This is a genomic window from Sphingobium indicum B90A, from assembly GCF_000264945.2.
GTDB lineage: Bacteria > Pseudomonadota > Alphaproteobacteria > Sphingomonadales > Sphingomonadaceae > Sphingobium > Sphingobium indicum.
The window spans coordinates 73,353-95,642 of the sequence record NZ_CP013070.1; the positions used below are offsets into that span (position 1 = coordinate 73,353).

A 22,290-nucleotide genomic window follows, 5' to 3' on the forward strand; every position below is an offset into this window, starting at 1 on the left:
GCTGGCGCCTCAGCTCCGGACGTCCTGCTCCGTCACGGGAGCGATCTTGATTTCGACGCGGCGGTTGGACGCCTTGCCCTCCGCCGTGGCGTTGGATGCGATCGGCTGGGTCTCGCCGAAGCCGCGGGTGGCGATGCGCGCCGACTGGACGCCGTGGGTCGTCAGATAATCGCCCACCGCCTGGGCGCGCCGTTCCGACAGCGCCTGGTTATAGGTGTCGGTGCCGTCGCTGTCGGTGTGGCCGTACACGTCGATATAGGTCTTGGGATATTGCGCCAGCACCGAAGCGACGTCGTTCAGCGTCGGCTGGAATTGCGGCTGCACGGCGGAACTGTCGGTGGCGAAGGTGATGCCCGACGGCATGCGCAGCACCAGATTGTCGCCGTCGCGGATCACGTCCACGCCGCTGCCGGCGGTTTCCTCCCGCAATTTGCGTTCCTGCGCGTCCATATAGGCGCCGATGCCCGCGCCCGCGACCGCGCCGATGCCCGCGCCCAATATCTTTTCGGTGCGGTCATGCCGGCCGCCGACCAGGTCGCCCAGCAGATAGCCGCCCAGCGCGCCGCCGATGCCGCCGATCGCGGCCTTCGAAATGGTGCGGTTGCCGGTGTTGGGATCGGTGGTGCAGGCCGTGGTCGCCAGCATGGCGGCCAGGCCGGTCGCGCCGACGATGCGATGAAAATTCCGCATGGATATGTTTCCCTTTCTCGTGCGCCCGAACGGATCGGATGCACCCCCAATGGTTGAGACGGGGCCTTTGTTCCACAAGCGAACTGAACTGCACATGATGCGACGGTTGTGAAATTGACAGAATCAAGGCTATAGGTGGCCGCCGACCGCCATGGCCAATATCCCCCCGCACGCTCCGACGCCCTTTCCCTGGGTCGACCTCGTCATCATCCTGGCGCTGGTCGCGCTGAACGGCCTGTTCGCCATGTCGGAACTGGCCATCGTCTCCGCCCGCAGGCCGCGCCTTCAGGCGATGGAGAAGGCCGGGCGGCGCGGGGCGCGCTCCGCGCTGGCGGCGGCGAGCGATCCCGGCAAGTTCCTTTCCACCGTGCAGATCGGCATCACCCTGATCGGCATCGTCGCGGGCGCCTATTCCGGGGCCAGCCTGGGCGGGCCGACCGGCGAACGATTGCAGATGCTGGGCCTGTCGCCCAACGCCGCGCAAAATGCCGGTTTCGCGCTGGTGATCGGCCTTACCACCTATGCCTCGCTGATCGTCGGCGAACTGGTGCCCAAGCAGTTCGCCCTGCGCGCTCCGGAACCGATCGCGGTGCTGGTCGCCGGGCCGATGCTGTGGCTGGCGAAGCTGACCGCGCCCATCGTCTGGCTGCTGGACGGGTCCAGCGCCCTCATCTTCCGCCTGCTGGGAATGACCCGCGAATCGGAACAGCATGTGACGGCGGAGGAACTGCACCTGATCGTCGCCGAAGCCAGCAGGTCCGGCGTGATCGAGGAGAGCGAGCGGGCCATCATCTCCGGCGTGGTGCGGCTGGTCGACCGGCCGGTGCGCGAGGTGATGACCCAGCGCATGGACGTGGACTGGATCGACATCCACGCCGATGAGGATGCGATTCGCGCCAAGCTGCTCGACACGCCGCACACCCGCCTGCCGGTGGGCCGGGGCACGGTGGAGGACATCATAGGCGTCGTGCAGGCGCGCGACATCATGACGGCGCTGTTCCGGGGCGAGGGGCTGAACCTCGAAACCCTGATGCGCAAGGTGGAGGTGGTGCCCGACCAGGTCGACGCCATGGACGCGCTGGAGGTGCTGCGCCGGGCCGAGGTGCCGATGGTCATGGTGCATGACGAATATGGGCATTTCGAAGGGATCGCGACGCCCGCCGACCTGCTGTCGGCCATTGCCGGCCATTTCGTGTCCGACCTGGACAGCGCGGACGAGCCTGAACTGGTCGAGCGGGAGGATGGCAGCCTGCTGGTGTCGGGGCAGATGCCGGTCGACCTGCTGGCGGACCGGATCGGCATCGACCTGCCGGAGGATCGCGACTATGCGACGGTCGCCGGCCATGCGCTGTGGCTGCTCAAGCGCTTGCCGGAGGTGGGCGATTTCATCGACGATCAGGGCTGGCGGTTCGAGATCGTGGACATGGACGGACGCAAGATCGACAAGCTGCTGATCGCGGAACGATAGCATGGACGGCGCTGCGCTGGACGCGGTGGAGGGATTGGCGCGGCGGGCGCTGGCGGGGTCGGGCGATCGGCTGCTGGCGATCGGGCTGTGCGGGGCGCAGGGCAGCGGCAAGTCGACGCTGGCGGCGGGATTGCGGCAAAGGCTGGAAAGCGGCGGGGTTCCCGTCGCTGTCCTTTCCATCGACGATCTGTATCTGACGCGGGCGGAGCGGGAGGCGATGGCGCGGTCGATCCATCCGCTGCTGCGCACCCGCGGCGTGCCGGGGACGCATGACGTGGCGCTGGGGCTGCGGGTGATCGACGCGCTGGAACGGGGAGAGGCGGCCTTGCTGCCGCGCTTCGACAAGGCGTCCGACGACCGCTTGCCGGAGGCGCGCTGGGAAAGGGCGGCTGCGGGGACGCGGCTGCTGCTGCTGGAGGGCTGGTGCGTCGGGGCGCTGCCGCAGGCGCCGGCGGCGCTGGCGGAGCCGGTCAATGCGCTGGAGCGGGAGGAGGATGCGGACGGCGTCTGGCGCGCTTTCGTGAATCGCGCGCTGGCGGAGGATTATCGGCCGCTGTTCGGGCGGCTGGACCGGCTGGTGCTGCTGGCCGCGCCCGGCTTCGGGATCGTCCGGCGCTGGCGGACGCAGCAGGAGCATGAACTGCGCAAGGAAAGGGGAGGCGGCATGTCGGATGCCGGGGTGGCGCGCTTCATCCAGCATTATGAGAGGCTGACCCGGCATATCCTGACGGAGATGCCGGGCCGGGCCGAACTGACGATCGCGCTGGACGAGATGCGCCGGGCGGTCGCGATTCGCGGCGGCTGACGGGCTGTTTCCGGGCAGTGCATGCCCGTCGCGCCGGACCCGATCCAGGCGACGGGATGGAGGAGGGCGCGGCCGGCAGGGACCGCGCCGTCAGTCCTTATTCGGCGGCGTTGGCGGCGGGCGCCTCTGCCGCGTTGGCGGAGGCATTGCCGCCCTCGGCAGCGGCATTGTCGCCGCCGGCTGCCGGGGCCGCATCGGCGGCGGGCAGCGGCAGGTTCGAACCCTGGGTGTTCAGCCAGGCGATCAGATTGGCGCGGTCGGCAGGGTTGCCCAGGCCCGCGAAGGTCATCTTGGTGCCGGGCGCGAATTCACGCGGGCTGGTCAGCCAGTGATCGAGATTCTCGAACGTCCAGTTGCCGCCCTTGCTCTTGAGCGCGTCGGAGAAGGCGAAGCCGCCCTTGCCCTGGCCGATCGGCTCGCCAACCGTGCCGTAGAGGTTGGGGCCGATGCCGTTGGCGCCGCCCTGGTTGACGGTGTGGCAGGCCGCGCACTTGGCGAAGACCTTTTCGCCCGCCGCGACGTCCGCGCTGGCGAGCAGGGTGTTAAGGCCGGGGCCGCTGGCCGCTCCGCCTTCGCCTTCCGCTTCGACGCCTTCGATGGCGTAGCCCATTTTCTCGGGCCGTTCCTCATGGAAGAATTTGGAACTGACGATGGCACCGCCCAGCGCGATGATACCCGCGAACAACGCCCAACCGGCAGCGGTGTTGAAACGATCGCCCATTCGCTCGAATTCCCCTGGATTTCTGTTCTGGCCGCTAGTGTCGCGTCCCCTCTAGCGCGCTGCCATAATGGCGCAAGCGCGAACGCGCAAGCGGGCTTGAACGGGATCGCGCACGCTTTTCATGGCTTTGCGGCCGGAGAGGATGCTTGCGCGGGCGCGATGAAGTGAATAAGCGCGCAGGCGCCCATGGAAAACTATCCCGCCCCCGCCCGCGACCTGGTCGCGGACCTCGCCGCGAAGGCCGCCGTCGATCCCGCTCGCGCCGTCGCCTTCCAGGGCGCGCCGGGCGCCAATTCGCACCTGGCCGCGCTGGATTATGCGCCCGATTGCGTGCCGCTGCCCTGCTTCGCGTTCGAGGATGCGATAGACGCCGTGCGGGAAGGGCGCGCGGCGCGGGCGATCATCCCGATCGAGAACAGCCTGCATGGCCGCGTGGCCGACATGCATTTCCTGCTGCCCGAATCCGGGCTGCACATCGTCGACGAATATTTCCTGCGCATCCGGCACTGCCTGATGGCCGCCGACACCGCGCCGGTGACGAGCGCGGTCAGCCACCCGCAGGCGCTGGGCCAGTGCCGCCATTATCTGCGCGAGCGCGGCATCCAGCCGGTCAGCTATGCCGACACGGCGGGCGCGGCGGCGCTGGTCGCGGAAACGAAGGTTCCCGGCGAAGCGGCCATCGCCCCGTATCTGGCGGCGGAACTCTATGGCCTGCGGCTGGTGGCGGAGAATATCGAGGACAGCGACGACAATATGACGCGCTTCCTGGTGCTCTCGCGAGAGCCGAAGATGCCGGCCGCGGGCGTCGGCCCGGTGATGACCACCTTCCTGTTCGAGGTGAAGAACATCCCGGCCGCCCTCTACAAGGCGATGGGCGGCTTCGCCACCAACGGCGTCAACATGACGAAGCTGGAAAGCTACCAGCGCGGGGCCAGCTTCGCGGCGACCGAATTCTACTGCGACATAGAGGGAATGCCGGGCGATCCCGCGATAGACCGGGCGCTGGCGGAACTGGAATTCCACACCAAATGGGTGCGCATCCTCGGCAGCTATCGCCAGGCGCGTCCCCGCACTTAAAATCCGCGTCCCCGCACCTGAACGGCGCGTGACGGCGGGCGCGGGACTGCCTATGGTCGGCCCATGTTCGCCGCGATCCTTCTGTCCGCCCTCGCCATGAGCCTGATCGTGGGCGCGCGCTACCTGCTGGCGAGCGGGGCCTTCGCGCTGGCCACGCGCCATCGCAGGCCGGGCCTCTATACCGGGCTGGACCGCCAGATCCGGCGCGAAATCGCCTGGTCGCTGGCGTCCGCGCTGATCTATGGCGCGCCCGCGGGCATCGTCGCCTGGGGCTGGCAGGCGCATGGCTGGACGCTGGTCTATACCGACCTCCACGCCCGGCCGCTCTGGTATCTGCCGCTCTCGGTGCTGCTCTACCTCGCCGCGCACGACACATGGTTCTACTGGACGCATCGGTGGATGCACCGGCCCCGGCCCTTCCGCATCGCCCATGCCGTGCATCATGCCAGCCGCCCGCCCACGGCCTGGGCCGCGATGAGCTTCCACCCCTGGGAGGCCGTTACCGGCGCTGTGGTGATCCCCGCGCTGGTCTTCCTGATCCCCATCCATGTCGGCACGCTGGGCGTGGTGCTGACGATCATGACGGTGATGGGCGTCAGCAACCATATGGGGTGGGAGATGTTTCCGCGCCGGATGGTGCGGGGGCCTGCGGGCCGCTGGCTGATCACCGCGAGCCATCACCAGCGGCACCATGAACGATATGCGTGCAATTACGGCCTCTATTTCCGATTCTGGGATCGGCTGTGCGGCACCGACGCGGGATTGGGCAGCTTCAGGGAGGCGGCGTGAGAATCGGAACGGTCTTGTTGGTCGCGGCGGCGGCGATGGCGGTGGCCGCCGCCCCGCCGGACATGGGCCAGCCGCTCAGCATGGACGTGCAGGGCCTGCGCTCGGCCAGAGGCAATTTCCTGATCTGCGTCACGCGGCAGGCGGCCCATTTCCCCGATTGCAGCAAAGATCCGGAGGGACGGCATTTCACCCTGCCCGTAACCTCCGGCGCCGTCGCGCTTGGCCGGATGGAGCCGGGCACCTATGCCATCGCGATCATCCACGACGAGAACGGCAACGGAAAACTGGACACGTTCGCAGGCATCCCGCGGGAGGGCGTGGGCTTTTCCCGCAACCCCGCGATCCGCTTCGGCGCGCCCAGCTTCCGCTCGGCGCAGTTCGCCGTGACGGGCGCGGCGGTGCGGCAGGACATAAAGGTCAAATATTTCCTCTGAGAAACGACCATCAAAGCCCCTCCCCTTTAGGTTCAAACGAGGCACGTGACTCGTTGAAGGCTTGGGGTGGGGGCGCGCCAACCATCCGACTTGGCCTGTAAGGCACGCCCCCACCCCTCAATCCCCTCCCCTGAAGGGGAGGGGAAGATCAAGCGCCCACCCTCCCTTGTTCCAATGGGGTGACGCCCCACATAAGGCGCTGTATGAGGGCGGCTTGAAAACCGCGTTTGCAGCAGGAGATGAGTGAAGTGGCGACCCTTGGACTGAGCGAGGCCGACAAGGCATCGGTGGAGGCTTTCCGCCGCGATGTGGTGGAGCCGTCGCGCAACCAGTTGGTGATCGTCGATTTCTGGGCCGAATGGTGCGGCCCCTGCAAGCAGCTTGCGCCCGTGATCGAGAAGGTGTGCGCCGACTATGCGGCCAAGGGCGTCAAGCTGGTCAAGATCAACGTCGATGAGGACAAGTTCATCGCCGCCCAGTTCCGCGTCCAGTCGATCCCCACCGTCTATGCCGTGTTCCAGGGCCAGCCTGTCGCCGACCTCAGCCAGGCGCGGACCGAGGGGCAGTTCAAGCAATATCTCGACCAGTTGCTGAGCCAGTTGCCGATCGAATCGGAGGAGAAGGCGCAGCTTGAGGAAATCGCGCCGCTGATCGCCATGGGCGAGGAGATGCTGGCGGGCGGAGAGCCGGAACGGGCGCTTTCCGTGTTCCAGCAGATCGCGCAGATGGTGCCGGACAATGCCGACGTCGCTTCGGGCGAGGCGCGGGCGCTGGTGGCGCTGGGGCGGCTGGACGAGGCGGAGGCGGCGCTGGCGGCCCTGCCCGCCGACGTGGCGAAGGATCAGGCGGTGGAGCGCGCCCGCGCCGCCATCGCGCTCGCCCGCGACGCGAAGCCGGTGGCCGACCTGTCGGGCATCGAAGCGAAAGTGGCTGCCGACGCGGACGATCATGAAGCCCGCTTCGAACTGGCGAACGGCCTGATGGCCAATGGCGACCGCGACGGCGCGGCCGAACAACTGCTGGAGATCGTGCGGCGCGACCGGGCGTGGAACGACGGCGCGGCGCGGGCGCAGCTCCTCAAGCTGTTCGAGGCGACGGGGCTGGAAGACCCCTGGGTCGCGGCCCAGCGGCGTAGGCTTTCGCAGATTCTCTTTTCCTGACCGGCGCTGCGGCATGGCGCGCGTCTCGATCTTTCCCCTGCCGGGCGCGCTGCTGCTGCCGGGCATGGAATTGCCGCTCCATATCTTCGAGCCGCGCTATCAGGCGATGATCCATGACGCCATGGCGCGGGACAGGCGCATCGGCATGATCCAGCCGAGGGAAGAAGGGGTGAAGCCCGCGCTGTTCGACATGGGATGCCTGGGCCACATCACCCATATCGAGGCGCTGGACGGCGGCCGCTACAATATCCTGCTGAAGGGGATTGCGCGCTTTCGGGTGGTGCGGGAACTGGCGGTGCCGACCGCCTTCCGCCAGATCGAGGCGGATGTGGAGCCGGTTGCGCAGGAGGATGAAATCCTCTCCGCCGTGGAACGGGCGGCGCTGGAGCAGGAATCGCGGCGCTTTGCCGATGCGCTGGGCTATGTGGTCGACTGGACGGCGGTGTCGCGGCTGGACGACATGGCGCTGGTGAACGGGATCGCCCAGATCGTGCCCTTCGATCCGGCGGCCAAGCAGACCCTGCTGGAGGCGGATACGCTGGGCGAAAGGGCCGACCGGATCATCCAGTTGATGCAGATCGTCGGGCGGATCGAACGCGACGGCGGCGCGACCATGCAATGAACGCCACGCTCGACCCGGCGCTGCTCGCGAAGCTGGTCTGCCCGGTGACGCGCATGCCGCTGCGCTGGGATGCGGAGCGGAGCGAATTGCTGTCCGATGCGGCGGGGCTTGCCTTTCCGGTGCGGGATGGCGTCCCCGTGCTGGTGGTGCGGGAGGCGCGGCCCATGCCGGAGTGACGCGGCGCTACCGGCCTATTTCCGTCTCCAGCGATCCCAAGCGCCGGTTCACGCCGCTCCGTCGGTATCCAGCGCATAGCCGGCCGAGCGCACCGTGCGGATGATGTCGCGATGGCGGCCGTCCGCGTTGATCGCCTTGCGCAGGCGGCGGATATGCACGTCCACCGTGCGCAGTTCGATGTCGCTGTCCTGCCCCCATACGCTGTCCAGCAGCCGCTCGCGGGAGAAGACCCAGCCGGGATGCTCCAGGAAATGCTTGAGCAGGCGGAATTCCGTGGGGCCGAGCGGGATCACCTGGCCGCCGCGACGGACCTTGTGCCCCACCGTGTCCATCTCCACATCCGCGAAGGTCAGCGTCTCGCCCGCCAGCGCGGGGCGCACGCGCCGCAGCACCGCGCCGACGCGCGCCACCAGTTCGCGGGGCGAGAAGGGCTTGGTCACATAATCGTCCGCGCCCGTTTCCAGCCCGCGCACGCGATCCTCCTCCTCGCCCCTCGCGGTCAGCATGATGATCGGCACGTTGGCCGTGCCGTTCATGCGGCGCAGGCGGCGGCAGACCTCTATGCCCGACAGGCTTTCCACCATCCAGTCGAGCAGCACGATGTCGGGCACATTCTCCTGCGCCAGAAGCAGCGCTTCCTCGCCGTCCACCGTATGGACGACCTCGAAATCCTCGCGCTTGAAGTGCCAGATGAGCAGTTCGGCCAACGCCGCGTCATCCTCCACCAGCAGCATCCTGGCCCGCGCCATGTTCAGCCCTCCGCCGCCGCCGCGCCGCCGCGTTCGCGGTCGGGCAGGGTCTGGCCGGTCGCGGCATAATAGACCATCTCCGCCACATTGGTGGCATGGTCGCCGATCCGCTCGATATTCTTGGCGATGAACAGCAGATGGGCGCATTCGCTGATCGTCTTGGGATTTTCGACCATGAAGGTGACCAGCGTGCGGAAGACGCTGTTGTAGAAATCGTCCACCACCGTGTCGCGCTCGACCACGGCGATGGCCAGTTCCGCGTCCCGCGCCGCGAAGGCGTTGAGGGCATCCTGCACCATCTCCGCCGCGACCTGCCCCATGGAGGGAAGAAGCGCGATGGGTTCCTGCGTCCGCTGGTTGGCGGCGATCAGGGGCACGCGCTTGGCGATGTTCTTGGCATAGTCGCCGATCCGCTCGACCACGCCGACGATCTTCAATGCCGCGATCACGTCGCGCAGGTCGTTGGCCATCGGGGCGCGAAGCGCGATGATCTCGATGGCGAGCTTCTCCACCTCCGCCTCTATGGCGTCGATGCGCTTGTCGTCGGCGACGACCTCCGCCGCCAGCGCCTCGTCATGGCGTTGCAGCGCCAGCATCGCCTTTTCGATGGCCGATTCGGCGCGGCCGCCCATTTCGGCGATCAGGCCGCGCAGCTTGTCCATCTCCTGATCGAACGCCTTGATCGTATGTTCTGCCATGTCCGTTCTCCCCCGGTCTCAGCCGTAGCGTCCGGTGATGTAATCCTTCGTCCGTTCCTGCTTCGGATTGGTGAATATGTCCGACGTCACGCCATATTCGACCAGTTCGCCCAGGTGGAAGAAGGCGGTCCGCTGCGACACGCGGGCCGCCTGCTGCATATTGTGCGTCACGATCACGATGGCGTAGCGGCCGCGCAGTTCGTGGATCAGTTCCTCGATCTTCGCCGTCGCGATGGGGTCCAGCGCGGAGCATGGCTCGTCCATCAGGATCACTTCCGGTTCGACGGCGATGGCGCGGCCGATGCACAGGCGCTGCTGCTGGCCGCCCGACAATGCGGTGCCGCTGTCGTGCAGGCGGTCCTTCACCTCGTCCCAAAGCCCCGCCCGGCGCAGCGATTTCTCGACGATCACGTCCAGGTCCGCCTTCGCATGGGCAAGGCCATGGATGCGCGGGCCATAGGCGATGTTCTCGTAGATCGACTTGGGGAAGGGGTTGGGCTTCTGGAACACCATGCCGACGCGGGCGCGCAGTTGCACCACGTCCATGCTGGGGGCGTAGATGTCCTCCCCGTCCAGCGTGATCGCGCCTTCGACACGCGCGCTGGCCACGGTGTCGTTCATGCGATTGAGCGTCCGCAGGAAGGTCGACTTGCCGCAGCCCGACGGGCCGATGAAGGCGGTGACATTGTCCATGTCGACATCGATCGACACGCCCTTGATGGCCTGCTTGTCGCCATAGAAGACCTTGACGTCGCGGGCCGTCATCTTGGGCTCTGCGGCAGGGGCCAGCGTCTGTTGTTCATGCATCATGGCTGTCATCGCGGTCACCACCGCCTTTCGAACTTGTTGCGCAGGTAGATGGCGAGGCCGTTCATCGCGAGCAGGAAGACCAGCAGGACGATGATGGCGGCGGAGGTCTTTTCGACGAAGCCCTTGGAGACTTCGTCGGACCAGAGGAAGATCTGCACCGGCAACACGGTCGCCGGATCGGTGATCCCGCCGGGCGGCGTGGCGATGAAGGCGCGCATGCCGATCATCAGCAGCGGCGCGGTCTCCCCCAAGGCGCGGGCCATGCCGATGATGGTGCCGGTGAGGATGCCGGGCAGGGCCAGCGGCAGCACATGGTGGAACACCACCTGCACCGGGCTGGCCCCGATGCCGAGCGCCGCGTCGCGGATGCTGGGCGGCACGGACTTGATGGCGTTGCGGCCCGCGATGACGATGACCGGCATGGTCATCAGCGCCAGCGTCATGCCGCCGACCAGCGCGGCCGATCGCGGCAGGTGCAGGAAGTTGAGGAAGATCGACAGGCCCAGCAGGCCGAAGATGATGGACGGGACGGCGGCGAGGTTGTTGATCGACACTTCGATGATGTCGGTCATCCAGTTCTTGCGCGCATATTCCTCCAGATAGACGGCAGTCGCGACCCCGATGGGAAAGCTGAGCGCCAGCGTCACCAGCATGGTCAGCAGCGACCCCTTGAACGCGCCCCAGATGCCGACCTGGGTCGGATCGGTGCCGTCGCTGGCGGTCAGGAAGCCCCAGTTGATGCCGGTCGTCAGCAGGCCCGCCTTGTCCAGCCGTGCCACCGCCGCTTCCGCTTCGGGCGACCCGTCGCCCTTGGCGGCCAGGTCGATTGCAGTGGCGGCGGGCAGCCTGATCGTCACCGTCTGCGCCAGGATCTTCGGATCGGCCTTGATCGCGTCGCGCAGCGCGGTCCAGGCGGTGGGCGCCACCCATTGTTCGGCATCGGCGCCCAGCGCCTTCTTCACGACCTCGCCCGTCACCATCGGCAGGTTGGCGTTGGCGAGCGCCTGGTCGGTGATGGCGTTGGGGTCGAGCAGCAGCGGGGAGGCGGGGAAGTCCACCTTCACCGCGATCTCCGTCCCGGTGAAGCCGCGCAGGCCATTGCCGACCATGGTGAACAGCAGGAAGGCGAGGAAAGCGGCGGACAGCAGCACGGCGAACAGCCCTGCGGCTCTGAACCGGCGCTCGGCGGCGTAGCGCCGGGCGATCCGCCTGCGCATCGCGTCCGACTTCCAGTCGGTGGGGAGGCGTTCGGCGGTCATTATTCGTAAGCCTCGCGATATTTCTTCACGACCCGCAGGGCCACGATGTTGAGCAGCAGCGTGACGATGAACAGCACCAGCCCCAGGGCGAAGGCGGCGAGCGTCTTGGCGCTGTCGAATTCCTGGTCGCCGGTCAGAAGCTGGACGATCTGCGTCGTCACCGTCGTCACGCTGGCGAAGGGGTTGAGCGTCAGGTTGGCGGCCAGGCCCGCCGCCATCACCACGATCATCGTCTCGCCGATGGCGCGGCTGACGGCCAGCAGCACGCCGCCGACCACGCCGGGCAGCGCGGCGGGGATCAGCACGCGGCGGATCGTCTCGCTGGTGGTGGCGCCCATGGCGAGGCTGCCGTCGCGCATCGACTGCGGCACGGCGGCGATGCTGTCGTCCGCCATGGAGGAGACGAAGGGAATGATCATCACGCCCATCACCAGCCCCGCCGCCAGCGCGCTTTCCGAAGAGGCGCCGTGGATGCCGATCGTCACGGCAAAGTCGCGCAGCGCCGGGGCGATGGTGAGCGCCGCGAAATAGCCGTAGACCACGGTCGGGACGCCCGCCAGCATCTCCAGCGTCGGCTTCATCCACCTGCGCACGGTCGGGCTGGCATATTGGGTGAGGTAGATGGCGCTCATCAGGCCGAGCGGGATGGCGACGGCCATGGCGATGATCGCGCCGATGAAGATGGTCCCCCAGAACAGGGGCACCGCGCCGAAGGCGTCGTCATTGCCATAGCCGAGCGCGGCCGATTGCGGGCTCCATTTGGCGCCGAACAGGAAATCGAGGGGGCTGACCATGGAGAAGAAGCGGAAGCTCTCCCACAGCAGGGATGCGACGATGCCCAGCGTCGTAACGATGGCGAGCAGTGAAGCGATCAGCAGGGTCGCCATCACCAGCCGCTCGACCCGCGTGCGCGCCCGGAAATCGGGGCGGACGCGGGTGAAGGCATAGGCCCCCCCGGCAAAGGCCAGCATGATCGCCAGCGCCGTGCCCGCCAACCCATATTTGCCGATGGCGTCCCTATATGGTTCGACCAGGCCCTGCGACAGCGGGTTGAACGCCCCCGCCTGCATCCCCGTGGCGATGGCCCGCGCCTCGCCCAATATGGCGGAGCGCGAGAAATCGTCGGCGGGCAGGGCCTGCGCCGCCGGGCTGCCTAGCACGTCCTGCGTGACCAGGCCCGGCGCGACATTCGCCCAGACCGCCAGGAAGATGCCGGCGGGCACCAGCGTCCAGAGCGCGACATACCAGCCATGATAGCCCGGCAGGCTATGCACGGCGTCGCGGCGGCCGGAGGCCCGCGCCGCGCCTTGCAGCCGCAGCGCGCGGGCGCGGGCGCTGACCCAGGCTATGGCGCCCAGGCCAGCCAGCAGCAGGAAGGTGGCGGAACCTGTCATCTCGCCTGTCTTACTTGAGCTGCGAACCGTCGAGGACCGCCAGCGACTTGACGGTTGCCGCGCTCGCCTTGCGCACGTCCTCCGGCGCGGCGACCATGCCGCGCCTGGTCAGCGCGCCGTTGGGATCCCAGTTCGCCGCGAAAGTGTCGAGATAGGCCTGAAGCCCCGGAATGGCCTGCATATGCGCCTTCTTGACGTAGATGTAGAGCGGGCGCGCGCCGGGATATTGGCTGGTGGACACGGTTTCATAGGTCGCCTCGACGCCGTTGATGGAAACGTCCTTCAGCCTGTCCTTGTTCTCCTCCAGGAAGCTGTAGCCGAACACGCCGAGCGCGTTGGGATTGGCGCCCAGCTTCTGGACGATCAGATTGTCGTTCTCGCCGGAGTCCACATATTTGCCGTCCTCGCGGATGCGGGTGCAGGTGGCCTTGAACTCGTCCTCGCTCTTTTCCTTGAGCGCCTTCATCGCCGGGTCGCTCTCGCAGCCCTTGGTCAGGATCAGTTCGGCCAGCGAATCGCGGGTGCCGCTGGTGGACGGCGGGCCGAAGACGGAAATCGGCGTGGCGGGCAGGCTGGGGTCGACATCCTTCCAGCTTTGCGTCTTGTTCGGACCCTTGCCATAGGGATTGGCGGCCAGCGCCTCATAGACGATCCTGGGGGTCAGCTTGAGGCCGGGACCGTTCTTCGATTCCGCGAAGGCCAGGCCGTCCACGCCGATCTGGATTTCGACGATGTCCGTGACGCCGTTCTTCCGGCAATCCTCGAATTCCGACTTCTTCATGCGGCGCGAGGCGTTGGCGATGTCGGGGTGCTGCGCCCCCACGCCCTGGCAAAACAGCTTCATGCCCCCGCCGGTGCCGGTCGATTCGACGATGGGCGACTTCATGCCGGGATTGCCCTGAACGAACATCTCGGCAATCGCGGTGGCGAAGGGGTAGACGGTGGAGGAGCCGACGGCGCGGATCTGGTCGCGGGTGGCGCCGGCCCCGCCGCCGGACTGCTGGCCGCAGCCGGCAAGAGTGAGTGCGGCGGCGGTCGCGGTCATCAGGGCAAAATGCTTCACCGGAAAATCTCCTTCGTCAAAAGGCCGCGATTCGCTTTTCGCCGCCCCCCTCTGGGCACGCGCCGTAGCCGCGGTACGTCGCGCCTTTGTGACAATGGGATTGCACTTTTATGACATTGACGGCGGAAGGCCGCGCTGTCGCCGTCTTTTTTCGTTCAGGCCTTTGCCGCGACCGCCTTTTCCTCGGCGGCGAAGCGGGGAAGCAGGATGGAGATGGTGGTGCCCTTGCCCAGCACGCTGGCGATGTCCAGCCGTCCGCGATGCCGTTCCACGATATGCTTGACGATGGCGAGGCCCAGCCCCGTGCCGCCCACCGCCCGGCTGCGCCCCGAATCGACGCGGTAGAAGCGTTCGGTGAGGCGCGGCAGGTGATCGGGGCCGATGCCTTCGCCCTCATCCGCGACGGTCAGCCGCAACAGGCCGTTCGGCCCATCGGACAGGGACACGCGGATCGGCGTGCCGGCCCGGCCATATTTGACCGAATTGCCGATCAGATTATGGAGCAGTTGGGACAGTTGGGCGCGGTCGCCCTGCGCTTCGGGCAGGCCGGGCGCGATCTCCATCTCCACGTCGCGCCCGCGTTCGCCGTGGCTGGCGCGGAACACGCCCACCACCTCTGCCACCAGGCCGGACAGGTCGACCGCGCTTTCGGGCAGCCTGTGTTTCTCCGCCTCGATGCGGGAGAGGGAGATGAGGTCGTCGATCAGCCGCTGCATCCGCCGCGCCTCCCCGTCCATGATCTTCAGGAAGCGCTGCCGGGTTTCGTCGTCCTTGCCCAGTTCCGGGTCGGCCAGCGTCTCTATGAAGCCCAATATGCCCGCGAGCGGGGTGCGCAGTTCGTGGCTGGCGTTGGCGACGAAATCGACGCGCATCTTTTCCGCCGCATGGGCGCCGCTATGGTCGGCCAGATGGACGAGCCGCCGGGCATGGCCGTCCTCCCCCACCGGCGCGATCCGCATCTGCCAGCGCTGGTCGCGGGCGCCCAGGCCGACCAGTTCGATCGTCACCGGCTCGGCCAGCGGCGCCTGGCTGGCGAGCCGTTCGGCGGCGGCGGGATGGCGGATGGCGATGCGGGCATCCTCCCCCTCTATATGCGCACCCAGCAGCCGCTGCGCGGCGCGGTTGGCGGCGACGATCCGGCCCCGCTCGATCAGCATCAGCGGGTCGGCCATGGCCTCCATCAGGTCGCGCGCGTCGGGATGGGCGACGATGTCCGGCACCTCCGCCAGCATGGTCGACAGTGCGGGTTCGGCGCGATCCGGCCCGGCCGCGCAGATGGCGAGCACCAGCAGCGCCGCCAGCACCGGCAGGAGGATGTCGAGCGGCCCCGCCCCCATCATCAACGCGCCCCCGGTGCCGAGCAGCAGAACGGCCAGCGAGGCGGTGATCTGGGAAGCGGTCAGGCGATTCATGGTTACCATGCTGGAAATTTGAGGCATTTGCTGCAAAGAGGGCCGCAGTAGCCGGCAATTTTTACAATTTGGCAAGCGCGATAGCGGATCAGGATGACATGAGCGAGCCGTTCCCCCCACAGAAGGAAGCCGAGTCGCGGGACGATGCCCCTGCCGCGCCGTCGCGCCGCCAGTTGCTGATGGGCGGCGCCGTCGCGGCATCCGCGATCATATCGATCCGGCCGGCGCTGGCGAACACGGCCGCGTCGGTGCTCAACTGCACGATACCCGTTCCCGACCAGGGCAGGGCCGGCAATTATATCGCGGCCAACGGTCAGGTGGTGCCGGCGGGCACCCAGGGCGCGTTCCCCGCCGGCAAGAGCTTCAGCGGGGAACAGGTCCGCCAGGCCATGCGCGGCGGCCGGCTGCCGGGCACCGGCTATGAGCAGAATCAGGCCTATCTGAACTATATCCGCCGCCTCCAGTCGGGGACGAGCGGCTTCACCTGCTACGCGTCGCTGCAAATGCCGCGTTAGGCACTTGGCTACTCCTATGCCCTAAGGATGGCGCGACAGTCCCATCCGAAGGCCGAATTCCGCGACCATGCCAGCCCGCTATTGCCAGGACAGCCCCGACGCCATCCTATGCTGCGCGCTGGAGGATATGGTGCTGCTCTATCACCGCCCATCGGGGCAGACCCATATGACGATCAGCCCGGTGCCGGAGATACTGGCGACGCTGGACGATGGCGCGGCGCTGACGGCGGACGAGATATTGGGGCAGTTGGCCCGGCGCTACGATCCGGGCGAGCCGGGGGAGGCCCTGCCGCTGGTGGAGGCGCATCTGGCGGAACTGGCCGCGCTTGGACTGGTCCGCATCGCGTGAACCATGACCTGACCCTGACGATCGGTCCGGCGACCTTCCGCATCGGATCGGCATGGCGGCAGCCGGTGGAGGCGCTGGCGGGGCTCTATGCCGATTATCCCATGCCGGCCGACGCGATAGCCGACTTCACCGTGCGGCTGGAGCCTGCGGGGCCGTTCCGGCGCTGGTTTCGGCCATCCATCTTCATCACCGGCGATCATGGGCTGGCCGACGCCGCGCCGATGAGCCTTGCCCACGGGCTGCTGGCGGCGGAAATGGGGATGAACCTGCAAATGGCGCTCGGCTGGCGGCGGCACCTGCTGCTCCATGCCTCCAGCGTGGAAAAGAATGGGCGGGCGCTGGTGATGACCGGCGAATCGGGTTCCGGCAAGTCGACGCTGGCCGCGCAACTGGGCGAGCGGGGCTGGCGGCTGATGGGCGACGAATTCGCGCTGCTCGACCTGGAAACCGGGGCGATCTTTCCCTTTCCCCGCCTCGTCTCGCTCAAGAACCGCGCCATCGACGTCATCGCGGCGGAGGCGCCGGCGCAGCGCATGGGGCCGATGCTCGCGGGGACGGCCAAGGGCGATATTCGCCACCTCGTCCCCCGCGGGGAAGCGGTGGCGCGGATGACGGAAGGCGCGCCGCCCGCGCTGCTGCTGTTCCCGCGTTTCGGCCATGAAGCGGACGTGCGTCCGGTCGGCCAGGGGGAGGTCTTCATGCGGCTGACCCAGGCATCGACCAACTATGTCGCGCTGGGCGAGCCGGGCTTTGCGGCGTTGAGCCGCTTTGTCGGGAATGTCCCCGCGCGCGCCATCGACTTTCCGTCGGGCGACGAAGCCATCGCCCTGGTGGAGCGGCTCTGGGAGGAACTGGCATGAATGCCCGGCGGCTGGCGCAGGCCCTGCGCGACCCCGACGGGGTGGCGGCGCTGGATGCGGGCGGGTGGAACGCCCTTGTCGCGATGGCGAGGGCGGAACGGCTGATCGGCACGCTCGCCCTGCGAATCGGGGATCGGCCCGTGCCCGCGGCGGTGCGGCCGATATTGTCCGACGCCCGGCTGGATGCGGAGCGCGAGGCCCGGCAGGCATTGTGGGAGGCGGATCGCGCAGCGGAGGCGCTTGCCGGCCTGGACGTGCCGGTCGTGCTGCTCAAGGGCACGGCCTATGCGGCGGCGGGGCTGCGCGCCGGGCAGGGGCGCTTCATCGGCGATCTCGACATATTGGTGCCGCGCGATGCGATGGAGCGGGTGGAGCGGGCGCTGATCGACGCCGGATGGGAATGGGTCAAGGACGACCCCTATGACGACGCCTATTACCGGCAGTGGATGCATGAACTGCCGCCGATGATCCATGCGGCGCGGGACCGGATGATCGACGTGCACCACACGGTCCTGCCGCTGACGGCGCGGCAGACGCCGGATGCGGCGGCAATGATCGCGCAGGCGGTTCCCATCGCCAACCAATTGTCCATGCTCTCGCCCGAGGACCGGGTCTGCCACGCGGCGGCGCATCTGCTGGCGGACGGCGATCTGGCGGGGGGGCTTCGCAACCTCTGGGACATATATTGCCTGCTCGACGGCGTTGACGGCGCGGCGCTGGAGGCGCGGGCGGCGCGGCATGGCCTGCTGCCCCATGTGCGGCAGGCGCGGCGGCTGGCCAACGCGTTCTATGGCGAAGGGGCGCGGCTCACGCTCTGGGACCGGATCGTCATGGCCCGGCTGCTGGCGCGCGACGGGTGGGGACGGGAAAGGCGCAGGCTGCTGCGTTTCGCCTTCTACCTGCGGTCCCATTGGCTGCGGATGCCGCCCGCCATGCTGGCGCGGCACCTGTTCGCCAAATGGCGCAGGGGGCATCGGCCTGTTTAGGGGCGCGAGCAAGATTTTTGCGTCTGCACGGAAATGCCCTATATTGCCGTTTCGATGCCAGGACTCAGGACACGCATGAAATCCAATTTCTTCCGGGGCGCCGTCGCCCTTGGCGCGCTCGCGCTCATCCCTGCCACCACCGCGGCGCTCGCCGATGGGGAGGCAAGCAGCTACAAGGCGCTCGACGAGTTCATGGACGTGTTCCAGAAGGTCCGCAGCGACTATGTCGAGAAGGTCGACGACGAAAAGCTGATCAAGGGCGCCATCGACGGCATGCTGGCCAGCCTGGACCCGCATTCGAGCTTCCTCGACGCCCGCGATTTCCAGAATCTCCGCACGCAGACGGAGGGCAGCTATGGCGGCCTTGGCCTTTCCGTCACGCAGGAGGACGGCGCGGTGAAGGTGATCGCGCCGACGCAGGATACCCCGGCCTGGCGCGCGGGGATCAAGGCGGGCGACTATATCACCCATCTCGACGGGCAACTCATCTATGGCGGCACGCTGGACGAGGCGGTCGACAAGATGCGCGGCGCGCCGGGCACGCAGATCAAGCTGACCATCGTCCGCCCCGGCCGCGACAAGCCGATCGACCTCACCCTGACGCGTGAGATCATCCAGTTGAAGCCGGTGAAGTGGGAGGTGAAGAACGGCATCGGCGTCATCAACATCGTCAGCTTCTCGGCCAATACCGGCGCCGACGTGCGCCAGGCGATCCGCAGCATCGACAAGTCGCTGGGCCGCAAGCCCACCGGCTATATCCTCGACCTGCGGTCCAACCCGGGCGGGCTGCTGGACGAAGCCGTGTCGGTCAGCGACACCTTCCTGGAACGCGGCGAGATCGTGTCGCAGCGCGGCCGCAACAAGGGCGATGTCGAGCGCTATTATGCCAAGCCCGGCGACGATGCGAGGGGCCTGCCGGTGATCGTGCTGGTGGACGCGGGCTCCGCCTCCGCATCGGAAATCGTCGCGGGCGCGCTGCAGGACCAGCATCGCGCGCTGGTGATGGGGGAACGCAGCTTCGGCAAGGGCAGCGTTCAGACCATGCTGCCGCTCAGCAACACCACGGCGCTCAAGCTGACCACGGCGCGCTATTACACGCCGTCGGGCCGATCCGTGCAGGAAGGCGGGATCGAACCGGACGTCAGGGTGCCGCAACTGAGCGACCCCGATTACAAGAATCGCCCGAAATTCCGCGAAAGCGACCTGCGCCGGCACCTGATCAACGAGATCAAGACCGACAATGCGGCGCTGGAAGAGGACAGCAAGGACGACCCCCGCTTCGCCGCCACGGCCGAGGAGTTGAAGAAGAAGGGGATCGAGGATTTCCAGCTCGACTATGCGTTGAAGACCATCGCCCGCCTGGCGGCCAGGCCGGGCGGGGCGGTGGCGCAGGCCACTCCCGCCCGCAAACCCGCCACGCACTGATAGCGAGGGCGACCCCCACAAACCAACCTGCTCCTGCGAAGGCAGGAGCCCAGTTCAGATGTTGCCCGGTTTTTCATTGGGCGGGACTGGGCTCCTGCCTTCGCAGGAGCACGTTACATAAAACGGATAGAACCTTCCCCGCTCCCTTTCACCACCGCAAGTTCAGCATGACGAAAGCCGCGGGACGGTTTAAGCGAACGCTATGACAAACCTGCCCCTCGCCCGCGCATTGGCGCTGATCTTTCCCCTGGCCATGCTGGCGGGCGCCTATGCCTTCCAATATGTTGGGGGGATGCACCCCTGCGAAATGTGCTGGTGGCAGCGTTACGCCCATTTCGCCGCGATTCCGCTGGCGCTGGTCGCCTATGCGATGCGCGGCAAGGCCTGCGTGAGCGCGCTGTTCACGGGCCTGGCGGGCCTTGCCATCGGCATCGGCGGCGGCATCGGCCTGTTCCATGCAGGCGTCGAATATGGCTGGTGGGAAGGGCTCACCGCCTGCTCGACCAGCCCGGCCGGCGGCAATCCGGCAGACATCCTCAACCAGATCATGGCGACGCCGATCACCCGCTGCGACGTGGCGCCCTGGAGCCTGCTGGGCATTTCGATGGCGGGCTATAACGGCCTCTTGTCGGGCGTGGCCGCGCTCCTCATCTTGGCGCTGCTGATCGGAAAAGGGAGCAAGGCATGAGCGTAAAGGACTTCCCGCGCCCCGGCCGCCGCGTGACCGACGCGGAGCGCGCCTCCATGCTGCGCGTCGATCAGGCGGGGGAATTCGGCGCGACCCGCATCTATGCCGGGCAACTGGCCGTCATGGGGGATCGGCATCCCGATTCCCGCCTGATCGCCGGCATGGCCGCGCAGGAGGAACGGCACCGCAAGCATTTCGACGCGATGATCGCGCGGCGGGGGGTGCGGCCGACCGCCTTGCAGCCGGTCTGGAACCTGGCGGGCTTTGCCCTGGGCGCGGTGACGGCGGCGATCGGGCCGCGCGCCGCCATGGCCTGCACCGCCGCGATCGAGACGGAGATCGACCGGCACTATGCCGAGCAGCTGGAGCAATTGGGAGAGGACGATCCGGAACTCTCCACCGTCATCGCGGATTTCCAGGCGGAGGAGGTGGAGCATCGCGAAACCGCCATCGCCCATGGCGCGGAGCAGGCTCCGGCCTATCCCTTATTGTCGGGCGCCATCCGATTGGGCTGTCGTGCCGCCATCGCCCTTTCTAAGTATATCTAAGGCGAAGCGCATCTGAGGAGAAGCATGATGAAGACCAGCCTGATCGCCGCCATGCTTTTGCTGGGCACGGCTTCCCCCGTGCTGGCGCAGCAGGGACCAAGCGTGCCGCAGGAACAGGCCCCCGCCGCGCAGGCGGGGTCGGAACGCGTCAACCTGGTCATCGTCTATGGCGACGATCCCTGTCCGCAGAGCCAGGGCAGCGACATCGTCGTGTGCGCGCGCAAGGGCGAGGAGGAACGCTATCGCATTCCCGAACCGTTGCGCGGCGATCCGAACCAGCCCAGCCACCAGGCCTGGGGAGAACGGGTGAGGTCGATGGAATATGTCGGCCGCAGCGGCACCGAAAGCTGCTCGCCGGTCGGCGGCGGCGGGGCCACCGGCTGCTTCGCGCAATTGGCGCGGCTCGCCAAGGCGGAGCGGCAGGCCGCGGACAATGCGAACTGGAAGGATCTGGTGGAGGCGGAGCGGGCCCGGCGCCTCTCCACCATCGATGCGGAAAGCAAGGCGATCGAGGCGCAGGCCGTTGCGGAGGAAAAGGCGCGGGCCGCCCAGCAACAGCAGCAAGGTGCGGCTGAAGCGACGCCGCAGGGAACGACGCCGCAGCAGTGACGGCATGCGCCGCGGCGCGCCGTCTGGAAGAAGGCTGCCGCAAACCGGGCAATCCGGACGGCGGGACAGGGGACGAACAAGGAATATGGATCGATGCGCCTCCTCACCGCCCTTCCCCTCGCCGCCGTCGCGCTGGCGCCCCTGACTTTCGCCGGCGCGGCCCATGCGCAACCGCCCCAAAAAATCTTCAACCTGATAGTCTATGGCGACGATCCTTGCCCCAAGGGGCAGGGCGACGAGATCATCGTCTGCGCGCGCAAGCCCGAATCCGAACGCTATCGCATTCCCCGGAAACTGCGCGAAAAGCCGGAGCCGGCCGGCAGCCCCGGCTGGGGCAGCCAGGTCGCGACCATGGAGCAGGTGCAGCGGCAGGCCCTGCCGGGCGGTTGCTCCGCCATCGGCAGCAACGGCTTCACCGGCTGCACCGCCAAGATGCTGGAACAATGGTTCGCGGAACGGCGGATGCGGGAGTCGAAGGGCGAACCTTAGGGCCTTCGGTCGTCGCCATCGGCGCTTCTATTTGAGGCTCGCGATGCACTCGATTTCCAGCGGCGCGCCCATGGCCAACCCGTCCGCGCCGAATGCGCTTCGGGCGGGCAGCCGCTTGCCCTGGAAATAGCTGACATAGGTGCCGTTGAACCGGGGCCAGTCCGCCATATCGTCCAGCATCACCGTGCATTTGACGACATGGCCGAAGTCGAGGCCATTGTCCTTGAGGATCCTGCCGATCGAATCCATCGCGCCGCGAACCGCCGCGTCGAAGCCCTCCTTATGGGGGTCCATGCCGTCCGGCACCCGGCCGATCTGGCCCGAAAGATAGAGAATGTCGCCCGCCCGCACGGCGGGGGAGAAAGGGGGCTGCTGCGCGGCCAGCGGCGTGGCGCCGAGGGCCAGGAACAGGGCGAGCCATTTCTTCATATGCCTATTTCCCCGATACAAAAAGGGCCGGTCCTTTCCGGACCGGCCCTCCCTTCGTGACGCT

The 22,290-nt window shown here is 67.5% G+C and carries 27 protein-coding genes; 17 read left to right on the forward strand and 10 right to left on the reverse strand.

What is annotated here, in order from left to right; translation table 11 throughout:
• Nucleotides 1-9 precede the first annotated feature (9 nt).
• Nucleotides 10-690, reverse strand: a complete 681-nt coding sequence (locus tag SIDU_RS00390) for an OmpA family protein (RefSeq protein ID WP_007687515.1) — start codon at nucleotides 688-690, stop codon at nucleotides 10-12.
• A 151-nt stretch (nucleotides 691-841) separates the two neighbouring features.
• Between SIDU_RS00390 and SIDU_RS00395 the strand changes: the two genes are divergently transcribed.
• Both SIDU_RS00395 and SIDU_RS00400 read left to right on the forward strand, forming a co-directional pair.
• Nucleotides 842-2,158, forward strand: a complete 1,317-nt coding sequence (locus SIDU_RS00395; protein ID WP_007687516.1) for a hemolysin family protein — start codon at nucleotides 842-844, stop codon at nucleotides 2,156-2,158.
• A 1-nt stretch (nucleotide 2,159) separates the two neighbouring features.
• Nucleotides 2,160-2,963 (forward strand): kinase, encoded by an 804-nt coding sequence (locus SIDU_RS00400; protein ID WP_007687517.1) that lies wholly within the window; start codon nucleotides 2,160-2,162, stop codon nucleotides 2,961-2,963.
• A 97-nt stretch (nucleotides 2,964-3,060) separates the two neighbouring features.
• On the opposite strand, the gene SIDU_RS00405 is transcribed toward SIDU_RS00400, so the two are convergent.
• Entirely contained in the window at nucleotides 3,061-3,684 is a 624-nt protein-coding gene (locus SIDU_RS00405; protein ID WP_007687523.1) for a c-type cytochrome, read from the reverse strand.
• A gap of 186 nt (nucleotides 3,685-3,870) precedes the next feature.
• Here SIDU_RS00405 and SIDU_RS00410 point away from each other — a divergent pair, with 186 nt between their 5' ends.
• From SIDU_RS00410 to SIDU_RS00435, 6 genes are all read left to right on the forward strand, one after another.
• Nucleotides 3,871-4,761: a prephenate dehydratase gene (locus SIDU_RS00410; protein ID WP_007687525.1), complete on the forward strand. Its 891-nt coding sequence runs from the start codon at nucleotides 3,871-3,873 to the stop codon at nucleotides 4,759-4,761.
• 63 nt (nucleotides 4,762-4,824) lie between these two features.
• Nucleotides 4,825-5,550, forward strand: a complete 726-nt coding sequence (locus SIDU_RS00415; protein WP_007687527.1) for a sterol desaturase family protein — start codon at nucleotides 4,825-4,827, stop codon at nucleotides 5,548-5,550.
• 35 nt (nucleotides 5,551-5,585) lie between these two features.
• Nucleotides 5,586-5,984 carry a DUF2141 domain-containing protein gene (locus tag SIDU_RS00420; protein ID WP_049775172.1) on the forward strand — a complete coding sequence of 133 codons (399 nt, stop codon included), beginning with the start codon at nucleotides 5,586-5,588 and terminating at the stop codon, nucleotides 5,982-5,984.
• 248 nt (nucleotides 5,985-6,232) lie between these two features.
• On the forward strand, nucleotides 6,233-7,144 hold the full coding sequence (locus tag SIDU_RS00425) for a tetratricopeptide repeat protein (RefSeq protein WP_007687531.1): 912 nt from the start codon (nucleotides 6,233-6,235) through the stop codon (nucleotides 7,142-7,144).
• Between the two features lie 13 nt (nucleotides 7,145-7,157).
• Nucleotides 7,158-7,766, forward strand: coding sequence for an LON peptidase substrate-binding domain-containing protein (locus tag SIDU_RS00430; RefSeq protein ID WP_007687538.1), 609 nt, complete (start codon nucleotides 7,158-7,160; stop codon nucleotides 7,764-7,766).
• Nucleotides 7,763-7,942, forward strand: coding sequence for a Trm112 family protein (locus tag SIDU_RS00435; RefSeq protein ID WP_007687540.1), 180 nt, complete (start codon nucleotides 7,763-7,765; stop codon nucleotides 7,940-7,942). The genes SIDU_RS00430 and SIDU_RS00435 overlap by 4 nt, the downstream gene beginning before the upstream one ends.
• A gap of 48 nt (nucleotides 7,943-7,990) precedes the next feature.
• On the opposite strand, the gene phoB is transcribed toward SIDU_RS00435, so the two are convergent.
• The 7 genes from phoB to SIDU_RS00470 all read right to left on the reverse strand — a co-directional run bounded on the left by phoB (nucleotide 7,991) and on the right by SIDU_RS00470 (nucleotide 15,328).
• A complete protein-coding gene (gene phoB / locus SIDU_RS00440) occupies nucleotides 7,991-8,692 on the reverse strand; it encodes a phosphate regulon transcriptional regulator PhoB (RefSeq protein WP_007687542.1) in 702 nt (233 codons plus the stop codon).
• A 2-nt stretch (nucleotides 8,693-8,694) separates the two neighbouring features.
• Nucleotides 8,695-9,390, reverse strand: coding sequence for a phosphate signaling complex protein PhoU (phoU, locus tag SIDU_RS00445; protein ID WP_007687543.1), 696 nt, complete (start codon nucleotides 9,388-9,390; stop codon nucleotides 8,695-8,697).
• Between the two features lie 18 nt (nucleotides 9,391-9,408).
• Complete coding sequence (gene pstB / locus SIDU_RS00450; RefSeq protein ID WP_269466298.1) at nucleotides 9,409-10,209, reverse strand: phosphate ABC transporter ATP-binding protein PstB; 801 nt, start codon at nucleotides 10,207-10,209, stop codon at nucleotides 9,409-9,411.
• A 5-nt stretch (nucleotides 10,210-10,214) separates the two neighbouring features.
• Nucleotides 10,215-11,459, reverse strand: a complete 1,245-nt coding sequence (pstA, locus tag SIDU_RS00455) for a phosphate ABC transporter permease PstA (protein ID WP_007687545.1) — start codon at nucleotides 11,457-11,459, stop codon at nucleotides 10,215-10,217.
• Nucleotides 11,459-12,853, reverse strand: coding sequence for a phosphate ABC transporter permease subunit PstC (gene pstC, locus SIDU_RS00460; RefSeq protein ID WP_007687546.1), 1,395 nt, complete (start codon nucleotides 12,851-12,853; stop codon nucleotides 11,459-11,461). The genes pstA and pstC overlap by 1 nt, the downstream gene beginning before the upstream one ends.
• Nucleotides 12,854-12,863: 10 nt before the next feature.
• Nucleotides 12,864-13,916 (reverse strand): substrate-binding domain-containing protein, encoded by a 1,053-nt coding sequence (locus SIDU_RS00465; RefSeq protein ID WP_007687547.1) that lies wholly within the window; start codon nucleotides 13,914-13,916, stop codon nucleotides 12,864-12,866.
• Nucleotides 13,917-14,071: 155 nt separating this feature from the next.
• Nucleotides 14,072-15,328, reverse strand: a complete 1,257-nt coding sequence (locus SIDU_RS00470; RefSeq protein ID WP_007687548.1) for an ATP-binding protein — start codon at nucleotides 15,326-15,328, stop codon at nucleotides 14,072-14,074.
• Between the two features lie 98 nt (nucleotides 15,329-15,426).
• Here SIDU_RS00470 and SIDU_RS00475 point away from each other — a divergent pair, with 98 nt between their 5' ends.
• The 9 genes from SIDU_RS00475 to SIDU_RS00515 all read left to right on the forward strand — a co-directional run bounded on the left by SIDU_RS00475 (nucleotide 15,427) and on the right by SIDU_RS00515 (nucleotide 21,797).
• The gene (locus SIDU_RS00475; protein ID WP_007687549.1) at nucleotides 15,427-15,843 is read left to right on the forward strand and encodes a hypothetical protein; all 417 of its coding nucleotides are present in this window, start codon (nucleotides 15,427-15,429) and stop codon (nucleotides 15,841-15,843) included.
• A 67-nt stretch (nucleotides 15,844-15,910) separates the two neighbouring features.
• Complete coding sequence (locus tag SIDU_RS00480) at nucleotides 15,911-16,192, forward strand: HPr-rel-A system PqqD family peptide chaperone (RefSeq protein WP_007687550.1); 282 nt, start codon at nucleotides 15,911-15,913, stop codon at nucleotides 16,190-16,192.
• Nucleotides 16,189-17,052: an HprK-related kinase A gene (locus tag SIDU_RS00485; RefSeq protein WP_007687552.1), complete on the forward strand. Its 864-nt coding sequence runs from the start codon at nucleotides 16,189-16,191 to the stop codon at nucleotides 17,050-17,052. Before SIDU_RS00480 ends, SIDU_RS00485 begins: the two co-directional genes overlap by 4 nt.
• Nucleotides 17,049-18,038, forward strand: coding sequence for a nucleotidyltransferase domain-containing protein (locus SIDU_RS00490; protein ID WP_007687553.1), 990 nt, complete (start codon nucleotides 17,049-17,051; stop codon nucleotides 18,036-18,038). The genes SIDU_RS00485 and SIDU_RS00490 overlap by 4 nt, the downstream gene beginning before the upstream one ends.
• Before the next feature lie 75 nt (nucleotides 18,039-18,113).
• A complete protein-coding gene (locus SIDU_RS00495; RefSeq protein ID WP_007687555.1) occupies nucleotides 18,114-19,463 on the forward strand; it encodes a S41 family peptidase in 1,350 nt (449 codons plus the stop codon).
• 202 nt (nucleotides 19,464-19,665) lie between these two features.
• Nucleotides 19,666-20,151 (forward strand): disulfide bond formation protein B, encoded by a 486-nt coding sequence (locus tag SIDU_RS00500; RefSeq protein ID WP_007687557.1) that lies wholly within the window; start codon nucleotides 19,666-19,668, stop codon nucleotides 20,149-20,151.
• Nucleotides 20,148-20,699, forward strand: a complete 552-nt coding sequence (locus SIDU_RS00505) for a demethoxyubiquinone hydroxylase family protein (RefSeq protein ID WP_007687559.1) — start codon at nucleotides 20,148-20,150, stop codon at nucleotides 20,697-20,699. Before SIDU_RS00500 ends, SIDU_RS00505 begins: the two co-directional genes overlap by 4 nt.
• 24 nt (nucleotides 20,700-20,723) lie before the next feature.
• Complete coding sequence (locus SIDU_RS00510; RefSeq protein WP_020821191.1) at nucleotides 20,724-21,308, forward strand: hypothetical protein; 585 nt, start codon at nucleotides 20,724-20,726, stop codon at nucleotides 21,306-21,308.
• A gap of 93 nt (nucleotides 21,309-21,401) precedes the next feature.
• On the forward strand, nucleotides 21,402-21,797 hold the full coding sequence (locus SIDU_RS00515; RefSeq protein WP_007687563.1) for a hypothetical protein: 396 nt from the start codon (nucleotides 21,402-21,404) through the stop codon (nucleotides 21,795-21,797).
• Between the two features lie 27 nt (nucleotides 21,798-21,824).
• On the opposite strand, the gene SIDU_RS00520 is transcribed toward SIDU_RS00515, so the two are convergent.
• Entirely contained in the window at nucleotides 21,825-22,226 is a 402-nt protein-coding gene (locus SIDU_RS00520; RefSeq protein ID WP_007687568.1) for a RidA family protein, read from the reverse strand.
• Nucleotides 22,227-22,290: the final 64 nt, after the last annotated feature.

Excerpts from the sequence above, each read along its gene's own strand:
- SIDU_RS00390 (WP_007687515.1), bottom strand. The coding sequence starts at position 690 with ATGCGGAATTTTCATCGCATCGTCGGCGCGACCGGCCTGGCCGCCATG.
- SIDU_RS00395 (WP_007687516.1), top strand. The coding sequence starts at position 842 with ATGGCCAATATCCCCCCGCACGCTCCGACGCCCTTTCCCTGGGTCGAC.
- SIDU_RS00400 (WP_007687517.1), top strand. The coding sequence starts at position 2,160 with ATGGACGGCGCTGCGCTGGACGCGGTGGAGGGATTGGCGCGGCGGGCG.
- SIDU_RS00405 (WP_007687523.1), bottom strand. The coding sequence starts at position 3,684 with ATGGGCGATCGTTTCAACACCGCTGCCGGTTGGGCGTTGTTCGCGGGT.
- SIDU_RS00410 (WP_007687525.1), top strand. The coding sequence starts at position 3,871 with ATGGAAAACTATCCCGCCCCCGCCCGCGACCTGGTCGCGGACCTCGCC.
- SIDU_RS00415 (WP_007687527.1), top strand. The coding sequence starts at position 4,825 with ATGTTCGCCGCGATCCTTCTGTCCGCCCTCGCCATGAGCCTGATCGTG.
- SIDU_RS00420 (WP_049775172.1), top strand. The coding sequence starts at position 5,586 with ATGGCGGTGGCCGCCGCCCCGCCGGACATGGGCCAGCCGCTCAGCATG.
- SIDU_RS00430 (WP_007687538.1), top strand. The coding sequence starts at position 7,158 with ATGGCGCGCGTCTCGATCTTTCCCCTGCCGGGCGCGCTGCTGCTGCCG.
- SIDU_RS00435 (WP_007687540.1), top strand. The coding sequence starts at position 7,763 with ATGAACGCCACGCTCGACCCGGCGCTGCTCGCGAAGCTGGTCTGCCCG.
- phoB (WP_007687542.1), bottom strand. The coding sequence starts at position 8,692 with ATGGCGCGGGCCAGGATGCTGCTGGTGGAGGATGACGCGGCGTTGGCC.
- phoU (WP_007687543.1), bottom strand. The coding sequence starts at position 9,390 with ATGGCAGAACATACGATCAAGGCGTTCGATCAGGAGATGGACAAGCTG.
- pstB (WP_269466298.1), bottom strand. The coding sequence starts at position 10,209 with ATGACAGCCATGATGCATGAACAACAGACGCTGGCCCCTGCCGCAGAG.
- pstA (WP_007687545.1), bottom strand. The coding sequence starts at position 11,459 with ATGACCGCCGAACGCCTCCCCACCGACTGGAAGTCGGACGCGATGCGC.
- pstC (WP_007687546.1), bottom strand. The coding sequence starts at position 12,853 with ATGACAGGTTCCGCCACCTTCCTGCTGCTGGCTGGCCTGGGCGCCATA.
- SIDU_RS00470 (WP_007687548.1), bottom strand. The coding sequence starts at position 15,328 with ATGAATCGCCTGACCGCTTCCCAGATCACCGCCTCGCTGGCCGTTCTG.
- SIDU_RS00475 (WP_007687549.1), top strand. The coding sequence starts at position 15,427 with ATGAGCGAGCCGTTCCCCCCACAGAAGGAAGCCGAGTCGCGGGACGAT.
- SIDU_RS00480 (WP_007687550.1), top strand. The coding sequence starts at position 15,911 with ATGCCAGCCCGCTATTGCCAGGACAGCCCCGACGCCATCCTATGCTGC.
- SIDU_RS00490 (WP_007687553.1), top strand. The coding sequence starts at position 17,049 with ATGAATGCCCGGCGGCTGGCGCAGGCCCTGCGCGACCCCGACGGGGTG.
- SIDU_RS00495 (WP_007687555.1), top strand. The coding sequence starts at position 18,114 with ATGAAATCCAATTTCTTCCGGGGCGCCGTCGCCCTTGGCGCGCTCGCG.
- SIDU_RS00500 (WP_007687557.1), top strand. The coding sequence starts at position 19,666 with ATGACAAACCTGCCCCTCGCCCGCGCATTGGCGCTGATCTTTCCCCTG.
- SIDU_RS00505 (WP_007687559.1), top strand. The coding sequence starts at position 20,148 with ATGAGCGTAAAGGACTTCCCGCGCCCCGGCCGCCGCGTGACCGACGCG.
- SIDU_RS00510 (WP_020821191.1), top strand. The coding sequence starts at position 20,724 with ATGATGAAGACCAGCCTGATCGCCGCCATGCTTTTGCTGGGCACGGCT.
- SIDU_RS00515 (WP_007687563.1), top strand. The coding sequence starts at position 21,402 with ATGCGCCTCCTCACCGCCCTTCCCCTCGCCGCCGTCGCGCTGGCGCCC.
- SIDU_RS00520 (WP_007687568.1), bottom strand. The coding sequence starts at position 22,226 with ATGAAGAAATGGCTCGCCCTGTTCCTGGCCCTCGGCGCCACGCCGCTG.